Here is a 13,040-nt window from a genome sequence, read left to right on the forward strand (position 1 = left end):
GCAATTACCCAGCAGCCGATGCGATTTTAGAAGTGATTCGCCACGGCCTAGAAAAAGGTTTAACAAAGGGCTATGAGCTTGAAGCCAAACGCTTTGGCGAGCTAGTGATGACCGAGCAATCGAAAGCGCTGCGATCTATTTTCTTTGCGACAACTGAGATGAAAAAAGAAAACGGCAGCTCGGCAGAGCCGCTGAAAACGCATCAAGTCGCCGTACTGGGCGGTGGGTTAATGGGCGCGGGTATTGCTCATGTTTCCACGAGCAAAGCTAAGCTACCGGTACGCGTTAAAGATGTCTCTAATGACGGTGTTTTGAATGCACTTCAATACAATTACAAACTGTTTGAGAAGCAAAGAAAACGCCGCATCATTTCCAAAGCACAACTTCAGTCGAAAATGATGAGCCTATCAGGCGGCATCGATTTTGAACGTTTCAATCAAATGGATGTGGTAATAGAAGCGGTGTTTGAAGACTTGTCGCTAAAACAACAAATGGTTGCAGATGTAGAGAGTAACGCGAAAGATAGCACCATTTTCGCGACTAATACCTCTTCTCTGCCGATCTCGAAAATCGCCGAGAAAGCGCAGCGCCCTGAGAATGTGATCGGTTTGCATTACTTTAGCCCTGTAGAAAAAATGCCTTTAGTTGAGATCATTCCTCATCAATCGACCAGTGAAGAGACCATTTCAACGGTGGTGGCTTTGGCGAAGAAGCAAGGTAAAACGCCTATTGTGGTGAAAGACAGTGCCGGCTTCTACGTAAACAGAATTCTAGCGCCTTACATGAATGAAGCCGCTGAAGTTCTTCTCTCTGGCGAACCTATTGAACATCTTGATAAAGCCTTGCTTGATTTTGGATTCCCAGTTGGGCCAATTACACTGCTTGATGAAGTGGGTATCGATATTGGCGCCAAAATCGTGCCAATACTGGTTGAAGAGCTAGGTGAGCGATTCCAAGCTCCCGATGTGTTTGATACGTTACTGAATGATGGAAGAAAAGGTCGTAAGGCCAATAAAGGGTTCTACTCATACAAAGGCAAGAAGAAAGACGTCGATAAGTCAGTGTACAAACTTCTTAAATTGACACCAGAAGTGCGCCAGAGTGAGAAAGATATCGCCATTCGTTGTACGCTGCTCATGCTGAATGAAGCGGTACGTTGTTTAGATGAAGGCATTATTCGCAGTGCAAGAGACGGTGATATTGGTGCGATTTTTGGTATCGGTTTCCCTCCATTCTTGGGTGGCCCATTCCGCTATATCGATAAATTGGGCGTGAAAACAGTGGTTGAAATGTTGAATCAACATGCCGAGAAATACGGCAACCGATTTGCGCCTTGCGATGGTCTATTGACTCGCGCAGGGATCAATCAGCCGTTTTATCCTGAGTAAAGCGCGGTCAAGATGAGGCTTTACTCATTTTAGCCAGCGAGCTCAGTAAACGAAAACAGCTAAAAGCCATGTAAAGACTAATGGCATCAATGGCTTGAATTAGAAAGCACAGCAAGAAGGTGGACGTTTAACGTTCGCCTTTTTTTTTGATGAGAGTTATTATCAAAACAATACAAAAAGAAAATGAAGAGAAAGGAAACCACATGGACGCTCTCGATTTATTGCTTAACCGACGTTCGATTGCAAAGTTATCAGACCCTGCTCCAGAAGGAAGTGCGTTAGAAAACATTATTAAAGCGGGTTTAAGAGCCCCTGATCATGCAGCGCTGACTCCGTGGCATTTCGTTATTGCACAAGGTGAAGGGTTGAATAAGTTGTCCTCGATTCTAGAGCAAGCGGCGATAAGCGAAGGCAGTGAAGAAGCTGCGATTGAAAAGGCTAAGGGGGCACCATTTAGAGCGCCAATGGTGATTACGGTTATTGCTCGCATTACACCGCATGAAAAAGTACCGGCTGTAGAACAAGTGATCTCAGCGGGCTGCGCAGTTCAGGCGATGCAAATGGCGGCCGTTGCTCAAGGATTTCAAGGTTTTTGGCGCTCAGGGAAATGGATGTTCAACCCTGATGTGAAAGCTTCATTAGGTGCTCGAGAAGAAGACGAGATAGTGGGCTTTTTGTATTTGGGTACGCCGGGTTGTACCCCGATGAAAGTACCTGAAAGAGAGCTATCTAAGTTTGTTGAGTTTCTATAACAAGCTTACTGCGTGAATGAAAAGGCACGAGTCAATGGCTCGCGCCTTTGTGTATCCACTGTCATTACAGAAGGTCTCTATAAAGGCGTTACCTTATAGTTAAGAATCCGCCGCTTTTATTTGAGCAATGTATATTCGGTGACAAAGTCTATAAATAGACGAACTTTCTCTGGTTGTTGGTCTTTATGGTTATAGAGCATATAAATGTCTCTTGGGTTTGCACTCCAATCGGGTAACACTCTCACTAGCTCACCACTCTCTATATACTCTTTAAGCATGACATTAGGCATCAGGGTAATGCCAAGGCCTTCAGAGCAGGAACTGCGAACAATATTCAAATCGCTGCCATGAAATCGTCCTTTTTCATTATTAACAACCATTTCACCAGATCGATTGGTTAACTGCCAACGCGTTAATGGGTTGCCTTTTAATAGTGCGTGCTCACTCAGCTCTTCTGCGTGCTTAGGCTCGGGGACTGACGCAAGATACTCAGGGCTTGCAACCAGTATATCTTTCACTTCACTTATTTTTCGAGCGATCAGGCTAGAATCTCGTTGCGGGCCAACACGGAAGATGACGTCCCATTCAATTGGGTCTAGTTCATCGGCGTGGTTGCTGGTTGTCAGCTCAATATTAATGTCAGGGAATTGCTTCATGAATGTATTGAATATCGGCATCATCATGCGCTTCGTTAGGTTAGAAGGCGCTGAGATCCGAATTTTTCCTGCTGCTCCTCTGCATTCGTCAGTGAGCTCTTCCGCTTTTTCCGTCAATCTTTTTAGAATTGGCGCACATTCTTGGAAAAATCTTTCGCCTGCTTCTGTAAGAGAAAGTTTACGAGCATGTCGATTTAATAAGCGTAGATTAAGTGATTCTTCTAACGCTTGTATTCGTCGAGTAATTGTTGCAACCGGCACTAATGTTTTACGAGAAGTTGCCGTGTAGCTTCCATTCTCAACAACAAGTCTAAAGAGATTTAGGTCGTCTAATTTCATTATCTAAGCCACACATTTATGCAATTAAATATAATCTATACGCTAATCAATCACTAAAGTTTGAGGCACGTCAACAAGTATTCCAAAATGTGATATTCGTACATATAGTATGCAACCGTGCTGAAAAGTGGAAGATTTGTATAAATTGGCTTTCAGAGCTACTTTTTATAGAGCAATGTGAATAGATTATAATAATAACAATAGCGATGATGACGTGAGTTAATTTGGAGATATGAGGCGAAAGCTTATGTACAAAAGTCAGAATACGGCTACGGTGCATTCGGCATACCCGGCACCCGGCAAGAAACTTATTCTATTAGTGGATGACGATCCTATTTTTCGTCGTATTACTGGTGGGTATCTTGAAAGTCAGGGGTATGACATTGTCGAGGCCGAAAATGGGCTAGAAGGGCTTAAGAAGATTCGAGTAGACCAACCCGATTTAATCATCTGCGATCTTTCAATGCCAATCTTGAATGGTATCGAGTTCGCTGAAGAGGTGAATCTAGAGTATCCATCACTGCCCCTTATTGTGGTGTCAGCGACAGACGATATGTCAGACGTGGCAAAAGCGCTTAAGTTTGGCATCAAAGATTTCTTACCAAAACCGATGACCAATTTTGAACACTTAGGAAGTGCAATAGAAAGCACAATGCAAGACAGTTCTGACCATATGTCAGACATGAGAGATTTCTCAACGCAGTGGTTTCAGGTTGATGGTGGCGGCGATATGCCTGAAGAGCAAGAGCTTCATTGGCATTTAGAGTATCTACAAGACAACCCAAGTGCGGCGAGAGATCTCCTGCACGCCTTGCTACCAGACAAAGACACCTCCCAAGGCATTTGGAAGTGTAACTACCGCTTACTTCAATCAACAGATGGCATGCCATTGGTCTTTGATTATGCATGGCTAATGAATGGTCAGTTTGTTTTTTATTTGGTAGATGCATCGTCAAGTGAAGAGCATGGCGCAGCAACGACACTTTTAGTGCGGGCTTTGTTCCATGATTACTTGCGCAACCTAAAGTGCTTTAACGCGGATCTTAAAGATTTATCCGAGATCATTGAAAAAGGCATCCAGTGTTCTAGCTGTGCGAATTCAGTGAAAGCGTTATTCGGTGTTGCAGACTTATCGGAAGGATCAGTGACTATCTTACCTGCGGGCTTGGAAGGGCAATGGTCAAACGGTTACGTTTCTCAGCACATCGCGGGAGGCGTTCAGCTTGGTGATAACTGCAATAAGAACTTCATGACCTCTGACTTATCAATCAACAGTGCTTGTCAGCTATCACTCAGTAAACTTGGAGTGAGCAGCTTTACGCTAGATATATACCAAGGAGCAAATGCCTAACGGAAAGTGCTTGTCGAAAAGCACCTATCGAAAAGTGTTTAGCGAAAGACGACTCAATGTGACTCACTGAATGTGAGTAAAAGAAGAATGATAGAACGATCAAATACCAACAAATAACCCTGATGTTTGTTGGTATTTGTCGTTGTGGTGATGGGCTATAGTGCGCGCACAACAACAATCACTCAACTATTTAACAAGTGCGTATCGTAACGCCTAGGTTGAGTAAAAAGGTCAATCTTCAACACTGAGTAGCAAAACATGACAGACAATAACTTCAAAGAACCTTATAATATCTTCTACTTTTTAGGATTTCTTGCCGTATTTCTTATCCCACTCACGCCAGCGATTGTGACATGGCTGCGTGTTTTGAACGGATATGAAATGCTGTAAATAGACGACCATCTCGCGTCTATTCGTATGACCGGAGTTCACCATCAATATACAACGTTTAGCCCTTAATATTGTTGGTGGACTGAGTTTAGTTCTAGGTATTATCGGCATTGTGCTACCACTGCTTCCAACCACTCCTTTTGTCCTTTTGGCTAGCGCCTGTTTTATGCGAAGCAACCCTCGCTTTCATCAATGGCTGCATCAACACCCGTCACTGGGCCCGGTTATCGCTAACTGGGAAAAACACCGCGGTGTCACTCGAAAAGTGAAACAACGGGGTGCGATAATGATCGTATTAAGTTTTTCCTTCTCAATTTGGGTCGTTCCTCATGTTTGGTTAAATGCCGCGCTGTTGCTAATGATGTTTGTTCTGTTAGCGTGGTTTATCCGTTTACCTGTGATAGAGTCGCTTGCTGGCAAGAAAGAAAGCCACTAAAATTACAGAGCCTGCCACGAGCGGGCATTTGTTTTTTCTACAGCAGTTGGTTACGCCATTTGTTGCATTTTAATCCACGCTAGAGCGCCCTTTGTTGTTATTTGTAGAGGGTGAGAGCCAATCCAAAGTAAATTGAATTATGACTACTGATACTATTTCATTGATCAAATCGAGCATCAAAAGCATTCCTGACTACCCAAAGAAAGGCATTCTATTTCGCGATGTAACTAGCCTTATGGAAGATGCACAGGCTTACCGTGCAACGATCCAATTGCTTGTCGAAAAATACAAAGATATGGGTTTCACAAAGATTGTCGGAACGGAAGCGCGTGGTTTCTTATTTGGCGCGCCACTTGCGTTAGAGCTTGGTGTAGCCTTCATTCCCGTGCGAAAGCCTGGAAAACTGCCACGAGCAACGATTGGGCAATCTTACGAGTTAGAGTACGGCACGGACACACTAGAAATTCATACTGATGCGATCAGTGAAGGTGATAAGGTTCTGATGGTTGATGACTTGCTTGCAACGGGCGGCACCATTGAAGCAACGACCATTCTGATTCGCCGTTTAGGTGGTGTTGTTGAACATGCTGCTTTCGTTATCAACTTGCCAGAAATTGGCGGTGACAAGCGCCTAGCGGATCTTGATTTAGATGTGTACAGCATTTGTGAATTTGACGGCCACTAATTAGTTTAAACCTGGTTTGGTTATTTGGAAGAGTGAATGAGTTATCTTGCTTTAGCACGAAAATGGCGTCCGACTAAGTTTAATGAAGTCGTGGGTCAATCCCATGTATTAACGGCATTAGAGAATGCGTTGGCACAAAACCGTTTGCACCACGCTTACTTGCTCAGTGGCACACGCGGTGTTGGTAAAACAACGATTGGCCGACTGTTCGCGAAAGGGCTGAATTGCGAAACAGGCATCACGGCAACGCCTTGTGGTGAATGCGCGACCTGTAAAGAGATCGATGAAGGTCGATTCGTTGATCTTCTAGAGATTGACGCCGCTTCTCGTACTAAGGTTGAAGATACTCGAGAACTACTCGACAACGTACAATACAAACCCGCGCGTGGTCGCTTCAAGATTTACTTAATTGATGAAGTCCATATGCTGTCGCGTCACAGCTTCAACGCGTTACTGAAAACGCTTGAAGAGCCGCCTGAGTATGTGAAGTTCATTTTAGCAACGACGGATCCACAGAAACTGCCCGTGACCATCTTGTCGCGTTGTTTGCAATTTCATTTAAAGCCAATCAGCGTTGATACAATTCATCAGCAACTCGACCATATTCTAGAGCGCGAACAAGTCACTTCAGACGCGCGTGCCTTAGGTATGATTTCACACGCTGCTGATGGCAGTATGCGTGACGCGCTCAGTCTTACAGATCAGGCGATTGCGTTAGGCAACGGCAGTGTTGAAGCGTCTCTCGTTGCTCATATGCTGGGCACCTTAGATACTGACTACGCCATTCATCTGCTTGAAGCAATCAGTCATAAACAGCCAAAAATCGCGATGGATTGCATCGAGCAGCTCGCCTCAAATGGCGTTGAGTGGGATGGTTTATTGCAGCAGTTAGCCACGCAACTGCACCGAATGGCTATGTACCAAGCGCTTCCTGCGACATTGGATAAAGAGCAGCCAGATGCGGAAAAAATAGAGCTTCTTTCACAAGCGCTATCGCCTCAGGATATTCAGCTTTACTATCAAATTGTATTAAAAGGCCGAGAGGATCTCGCTCAAGCACCCAGTGCACGAATGGGCTTAGAGATGATTGTCCTGCGTATGTTGGCATTTCGACCTACTGTGGTGAACAGCGCCAATAGTATCTCGACAGAAGTGATTGAGAAAAAAGTGATTGAGAAAGTGGTGCCTCAGACAAGCACTCCTGACTCAGGCAATGATCGAATAGCGGAACCGGTAACACCAAGCCCTGTTGCCAATTCAGCTGAAGCGCCAAAGACAACAACTCAATATCAGCCTTCGGTGCACAATCAGGGCGTCGCTTCTCAACAACAGACACCTTCCCCTAGGCCGCTGAATAACGAATCCAGTATCGCTCCGCCTGTACCTGTACAATCGGGTGCTATGGCCAATGATGGAATGAGCACTGCTCAGTATGGCCAATATGAGTCCATGGGGCATGACGAAATGCCGATGGAAGAAGCGCCCTATATTCCTCAGGAGCATTTGAATAATGCTCGCTCTCAAGCTGCTCCTGAACAAGCACCAAATCCAATCGCTGAATCGCAACCGGCTAAGCCAACACCGTCATTAAGCGGTTTGCGCCATCAATTGCGTTCACAGCGTCAGGGGCTGAAAACGAATCGTGACACTGCGCCTCAAGCAGCGTCGCAAGTGACGCAGCGAACTATGCCGCCTGCTCAGAATAGCCAGGCTGTAGAATCAAATTCACAATCCAATGTTCAGCAAGAAAGCCCGTACAATGACCAACAAGGCTTGGATTCTCGTCCAAAAAAGCCTAAAGCGACATCCGCTAAAAAAGAATCTGTCCTAGACCGTGTGGCTAAAAAACACTCTGGTACAGCGCCGGTGTCGCTCAGTTCTCATGCTCAATTGATTGAAAATGGTACTCAGGTATTTGAAAATCCAGATGAACCTTATCAGTGGAAAGCGTCTAAACCAGCAGCACCGAAAAAGAGCAACGGCTTAACACCCTCTCAAATTAAGGCGGCATTGGAGCACGTAAAAACCTCTGAGATGGTGGAGCGTTTGCTTAATGAATCTATTGAGCAAGATGAGTGGGCTGCGCTTATTGAAAAACTCGACACGGCTAAGCTGGTTGAGCAGTTAGCGTTGAACTCTTCGTATCGTCAGGAAGGCAATACAGTGAATCTCACGCTTCGCGGGTCGCAGGCTCATCTGAATACAGAAAGAGCGTGCCACGAGCTACAACAAGCGTTAGGTCAGGCTATGGGCCATCCGTATGAGCTCCACGTTGAGATTGGTGAAAGTGGTGAAACCCCACTAGAGTTACGAGAGAAGCTCTATCAAGCTAAATTGCAGCAAGCCTTCGACAGTTTAGAGTCGGACAAGCACGTTCAGTTTATTGAAGCTCGATTTGCTGCAAACCTTGACAGAGAAAGTGTTCGACCAATTTAACAAGATAAATGTCGGGGAGAAAAATGACGTAACCCCAACAGTACAGTTATCCGGTTAATTTAGAATTCAAGGGGTTGAATTTATTTAACGTTAACCCCATCAATAACGAAACACCCAATAACCAGAGAGACGCAAATGTTTGGTAAAGGCGGTATGGGCAACATGATGAAGCAAGCCCAGCAAATGCAAGAGCGCATGCAAAAGCTTCAAGAAGAAATTGCAAATATGGAAGTGACTGGCGAAGCTGGTGCTGGTCTTGTTAAAGTCACCATCACGGGTAGCCACAGCACTCGTCGTGTTGAAATTGACGAGAGCCTAATGGAAGACGACAAAGAGATGCTTGAAGACCTAATCGCAGCCGCATTTAACGATGCAGCTCGTCGTGTTGAAGAGACTCAAAAAGAAAAAATGGCAGGTATCACTGGCGGTATGCAACTACCACCAGGCATGAAAATGCCATTTTAAAGCGCAAGCTTATCATTACTAAGTAAAGCGAATTATAGATGCGTACCAGTCATATGCTGGAGCATTTGATGGAGGCCTTACGTTGTCTACCTGGGGTTGGCCCCAAGTCGGCGCAGCGTATGGCCTTTCATTTGTTGCAGCGCGATAGAAAGGGCGGCTTACAGCTTGCCGAATCACTGAGTCAGGCAATGACTGAAATAGGTCATTGCACAGAATGTCGAACCTTCACTGAAGAAGAAGTTTGTCATATTTGTTGTAATCCTAAGCGTCAAGAAAATGGTCAGCTATGTGTGGTTGAAAGTCCTGCTGATATAGCCGCGGTTGAAGCTACTGGGCAGTTCTCAGGTCGATACTTTGTCTTGATGGGGCACTTGTCTCCACTCGATGGCATTGGCCCAAGCGACATTGGCCTCGATGTCCTCGATTACCGTCTTCGTCGAAAGGACGTAACAGAAGTCATACTGGCGACGAACCCAACGGTTGAGGGTGAGGCAACAGCGCAGTATATTGCGGATCTTTGTCGTGAACATGAGGTGGCAGCGAGTCGTATTGCTCACGGTGTACCTGTTGGTGGAGAGCTTGAATTAGTGGATGGTACAACCTTGTCTCATTCATTGTTAGGGCGTCACAAGCTGTAACTGAACAGATTTCAAAAGGCCGCAAGTGTTCAAGCTTAGCGGCCTTTTTTCTGCTACCTAAAAGCCGCTATAGATAGCGGCTTTTAGGTCTGTCCGTTCGAGGGTTTAGAACGCTAATCTGGCTTAAATTACTCGATGTGACCTGTTTCAGAGAAGGTATCTAGCTTGTCGAGATAAGGAGTCAAATCGCCAATATTTTCGTTGACCCACCCTGCATTGTAGTAGCTGTCTAGATAACGTTCGCCACTGTCGCACAGCAAGGTCACGATAGAGCCCGTTTCGCCGCGACGTTTCATTTCACTCGCCAGTTGCAGAACCCCATATAGATTTGTACCTGTCGACGCTCCCGCCTTACGGCCAATGATTTTTTCAAGCCAATGCACCGTCGCCACACTTGCCGCATCAGGAATGGTACGCATCTCATCGACCACGCCAGGAATGAAACTCGGCTCGACTCTTGGACGACCAATGCCTTCAATCTTGCTTCCGCAGTCACCCGTTAGGTTGGCATCACCCGTTTTGAAATAGTCATGAAATACTGAGTTCTCAGGGTCAACGACCAGTAGCTTAGTGTTGTGTTGCTGGTAACGAATGAAACGACCAATTGTGGCTGATGTACCCCCAGTACCAGGGCTCATTACAACCCAAGAAGGAACAGGGTGATCTTCTAACTCCATCTGACTAAAGATAGAGTTCGCGATGTTGTTGTTACCACGCCAGTCGGTCGCGCGCTCAGCGTAGGTAAATTGATCCATATAGTGGCCGCCAAGCTCATCGGCTAAACGGTATGATTCTGCATAGATTTGATCAGAACGATCAACAAGGTGCGCTTGACCGCCATAAAGCTCTATCTGCTCAATTTTTTTGGCTGCTGTGCTTTTAGGCATAACCGCAATAAATGGCAAACCCAGTAAGCGAGCAAAATAGGCCTCAGAAACCGCAGTGCTGCCTGAAGACGATTCAATGATTGTCGTCGTTGGGCCTACTTTTCCGTTACATAACGCATAGAGAAACAGTGAACGTGCCAAACGGTGTTTTAGAGAACCTGTTGGGTGCGTACTTTCGTCTTTAAGATAAACATCGATACCCTCGATACTTGGGAGTTCAAGCTTGATGAGGTGGGTATCTGCAGAGCGGTGGAAATCGGCTTCAATCTTACGAATCGCGTTGTTAATCCAATCATGGTCAGTGCACATAAGGTTTCTCCTTAAAATTATTATGTTGATAATTTAACTATATATCGAGAGAAAAACTTTGCTAATTTATCTTCAAATCACAATAATAATAGAATAATTTTCTCTTTTGGATGGTTTATATAAAATGAAGATTGATGAAATTGATAAACGACTGTTAAGGCAACTGCAGATAGACAGCACGATTTCACTGAATGATTTGGCAGAGTCAGTGAACCTAACCTCAACGCCTTGTTGGAAGAGGTTGAAGAAGCTCGAAGATGCGGGAGTGATTGAGAAGCGAGTAGCAATACTGAACCCTGAAAGCTTGGGGTTATCTTTTACTGCGTTTGTGATGATTAAAACCAGCGACCACTCTCATGAGTGGTATAGCCACTTCGTTGAAACAGCGAGTGATTTCCCAGAAGTAATGGAATTCTATCGCATGGCCGGAGAGTACGATTACATGCTTAAAGTGCTGGTTAAAGATATGAAGTGTTTCGATGAGTTCTACAAAAAACTCGTGAACAGTGTTGATGGCATTTCCAATGTGACGTCAACTTTTGCAATGGAGCCTTTAAAGTATACAACGGCGCTACCGATTTAACCGCTATAGTTAATCTACCCATCATTTTTTAGCTGATTTTACTATGCGCTATTTTGCCTTGTTCACTATTACCTTTTTTTCTCTAACTGCGTACTGTAAGCCTGTAGTGTTGGCTACACATAACCTTTCACCCTACGGTAGCTACCCTATTGACGCTCCCGTTGAGTTGGTAGCGAATGATAATTTTCGTGGTTTTGCGGTGGATAGAGTTCGATGCGCATTTGAAAAAATGGATCAAGAACTAACGGTGTTGGTTGTCCCTTGGGCAAGAGCACAGCGATTAGCTGAGAGCGCTGAAGTTGATGGCTTTTTTGCGGGATCGGAAAACAGTTATCGCGATAGCTACGGGGAAAAATCTGCAGTGATAGCTGAACAAAAATGGAAGTGGTATTGGTTAAAGTCGAACCCTCAGAATGTTGATGACCTAAAATCAGGAGCTAGAATTGGTGCCTTCATTGGCTCAAATATGTCCCGCTGGTTAGAAGATAATGATTACCCGATATTTAACCGCCCGAATACGACGAAGCAACTAGTCTTACTGCTGCAAAAGAAGAGGATTGATATATTTATTGCTAACAATTTAGTGACAGAGCAACTACTAGAAGAAATGGGAATGGAGCAAGATATTGACTCTTTTATTGTTAAAAATAAACCTCTTTATTTGTATTTCACTAAGCGAAATTTACAAGAACGACCAGAGTTAGTCACTCGATTTAACCGTCAACTTGAAGCGTGTTACTTAGAAGAGGGGAGTAAGCTGTAACACGCTTTTATTGAATCTATGCTTTGGTTGATGGCTATTTAGTAAAGCGCATGACACCTTCTTGCATGGCGCTCGCGACTAGATGTCCTTCACGATTGTATATTTCTCCTCTCACGAGCCCACGAGTATTACTCGCCGTTGGACTATCGATAACATAGAGCAGCCATTCATCCATTTTGAACGGTCGGTGGAACCAAATTGAGTGATCAATCGTTGCCACTTGGAAGTTCGGTGTCATGAGCGACACTTCGTGCGGATGAAGTGCAGTGACCAAGAACCCCCAGTCAGAGGCATACCCAAGTAAGTATTGATGAATCAATTGGCTATCTGGCATTTCACCGTTAGTTCTTATCCATAAATATTGCTTAGGCTCTTCTTTGTGTGGTTTAAGCGGGTTCACCACTTTTACTGGCCGCATCTCAATCGCTTTGTCGCCACAGAAGATCTTTTTCAATTTTTCAGGAAGCATATGAGCGACTTTCGCCGCAAGCTCTGACTCAGAGGCAAAGTTTTCAGGCCCTGGTACATCAGGCATAGTATTTTGGTGTTCAAAGCCGGGAGAATCGCCATGATAGGAAGCCGTCAGATAGAAAATAGGGCGGCCGTTTTGAATGGCTTTGACTCGCCTTGTGCTGAAACTCTTTCCATCGCGCAGATTCTCGACATCGTAGATGATTGGTTTTTCTGGGTCACCCGGGTAGAGAAAGTAGCTATGAAAGGAGTGGACGGTTCTGTCTGATTCTACCGTGTAACGAGAGGCTGAAAGGGCTTGGCCAATCACTTGCCCCCCATAGACTTGCGGTAACCCAAGGTTTTCACTTTGGCCGCGGAAGAGTCCTTCTTCGAGTTTTTCTAGCTGTAGTAAGCTCAGCAGCTCTTTTAAAGCGTTACTCATTTCTCTTTGACCTTATACTTTTTCTAGTCTAAATATTAGTTTGAAGTGTCGAAATACTAACAGAGTC

Annotated in this window: 13 protein-coding genes; 10 read left to right on the plus strand and 3 right to left on the minus strand. The window is 44.9% G+C overall.

All coding sequences use genetic code 11. From position 1 onward, the window contains the following. Together BCU12_RS21240 and BCU12_RS21245 are read left to right on the plus strand one after the other, a co-directional pair. The coding region (locus tag BCU12_RS21240; RefSeq protein WP_241909890.1) for a 3-hydroxyacyl-CoA dehydrogenase NAD-binding domain-containing protein at nt 1–1,388 on the plus strand (1,388 nt) is incomplete at its 5' end. 203 nt (nt 1,389–1,591) lie between these two features. Next, complete coding sequence (locus BCU12_RS21245) at nt 1,592–2,140, plus strand: NAD(P)H nitroreductase (RefSeq protein ID WP_102406521.1); 549 nt, start codon at nt 1,592–1,594, stop codon at nt 2,138–2,140. Between the two features lie 116 nt (nt 2,141–2,256). Here BCU12_RS21245 and BCU12_RS21250 read toward each other — a convergent pair whose 3' ends face one another. Further along, a complete protein-coding gene (locus tag BCU12_RS21250) occupies nt 2,257–3,135 on the minus strand; it encodes a LysR family transcriptional regulator (RefSeq protein ID WP_102406496.1) in 879 nt (292 codons plus the stop codon). A gap of 247 nt (nt 3,136–3,382) precedes the next feature. On the opposite strand from BCU12_RS21250, the gene BCU12_RS21255 reads away from it, so the two are divergent. From BCU12_RS21255 to recR, 6 genes are all read left to right on the plus strand, one after another. Continuing rightward, nucleotides 3,383–4,486, plus strand: coding sequence for a response regulator (locus tag BCU12_RS21255; RefSeq protein WP_102406498.1), 1,104 nt, complete (start codon nt 3,383–3,385; stop codon nt 4,484–4,486). 433 nt (nt 4,487–4,919) lie between these two features. Further along, nucleotides 4,920–5,312 (plus strand): YbaN family protein, encoded by a 393-nt coding sequence (locus BCU12_RS21265; RefSeq protein WP_277871296.1) that lies wholly within the window; start codon nt 4,920–4,922, stop codon nt 5,310–5,312. Between the two features lie 139 nt (nt 5,313–5,451). Then, nucleotides 5,452–5,997: an adenine phosphoribosyltransferase gene (gene apt / locus BCU12_RS21270; protein ID WP_102406504.1), complete on the plus strand. Its 546-nt coding sequence runs from the start codon at nt 5,452–5,454 to the stop codon at nt 5,995–5,997. A gap of 36 nt (nt 5,998–6,033) precedes the next feature. Further along, the gene (dnaX, locus tag BCU12_RS21275) at nt 6,034–8,433 is read left to right on the plus strand and encodes a DNA polymerase III subunit gamma/tau (RefSeq protein ID WP_102406506.1); all 2,400 of its coding nucleotides are present in this window, start codon (nt 6,034–6,036) and stop codon (nt 8,431–8,433) included. 135 nt (nt 8,434–8,568) lie between these two features. Continuing rightward, nucleotides 8,569–8,898 carry a YbaB/EbfC family nucleoid-associated protein gene (locus BCU12_RS21280; RefSeq protein WP_102406508.1) on the plus strand — a complete coding sequence of 110 codons (330 nt, stop codon included), beginning with the start codon at nt 8,569–8,571 and terminating at the stop codon, nt 8,896–8,898. 38 nt (nt 8,899–8,936) lie between these two features. Beyond that, on the plus strand, nt 8,937–9,536 hold the full coding sequence (recR, locus tag BCU12_RS21285) for a recombination mediator RecR (protein ID WP_102406511.1): 600 nt from the start codon (nt 8,937–8,939) through the stop codon (nt 9,534–9,536). A 128-nt stretch (nt 9,537–9,664) separates the two neighbouring features. On the opposite strand, the gene BCU12_RS21290 is transcribed toward recR, so the two are convergent. Further along, on the minus strand, nt 9,665–10,732 hold the full coding sequence (locus tag BCU12_RS21290; protein ID WP_102406513.1) for a PLP-dependent cysteine synthase family protein: 1,068 nt from the start codon (nt 10,730–10,732) through the stop codon (nt 9,665–9,667). Nucleotides 10,733–10,856: 124 nt separating this feature from the next. On the opposite strand from BCU12_RS21290, the gene BCU12_RS21295 reads away from it, so the two are divergent. Both BCU12_RS21295 and BCU12_RS21300 read left to right on the plus strand, forming a co-directional pair. Then, nucleotides 10,857–11,315: an Lrp/AsnC family transcriptional regulator gene (locus BCU12_RS21295; protein ID WP_102406515.1), complete on the plus strand. Its 459-nt coding sequence runs from the start codon at nt 10,857–10,859 to the stop codon at nt 11,313–11,315. Nucleotides 11,316–11,358: 43 nt separating this feature from the next. Further along, nucleotides 11,359–12,078 carry a transporter substrate-binding domain-containing protein gene (locus BCU12_RS21300; protein ID WP_102406517.1) on the plus strand — a complete coding sequence of 240 codons (720 nt, stop codon included), beginning with the start codon at nt 11,359–11,361 and terminating at the stop codon, nt 12,076–12,078. A 34-nt stretch (nt 12,079–12,112) separates the two neighbouring features. On the opposite strand, the gene tesB is transcribed toward BCU12_RS21300, so the two are convergent. Beyond that, the gene (gene tesB, locus BCU12_RS21305; protein WP_102406519.1) at nt 12,113–12,973 is read right to left on the minus strand and encodes an acyl-CoA thioesterase II; all 861 of its coding nucleotides are present in this window, start codon (nt 12,971–12,973) and stop codon (nt 12,113–12,115) included. Nucleotides 12,974–13,040 lie beyond the last annotated feature (67 nt).

This window comes from Vibrio sp. 10N.261.55.A7 (genome assembly GCF_002877365.1).
Classification (GTDB): Bacteria; Pseudomonadota; Gammaproteobacteria; order Enterobacterales; family Vibrionaceae; genus Vibrio.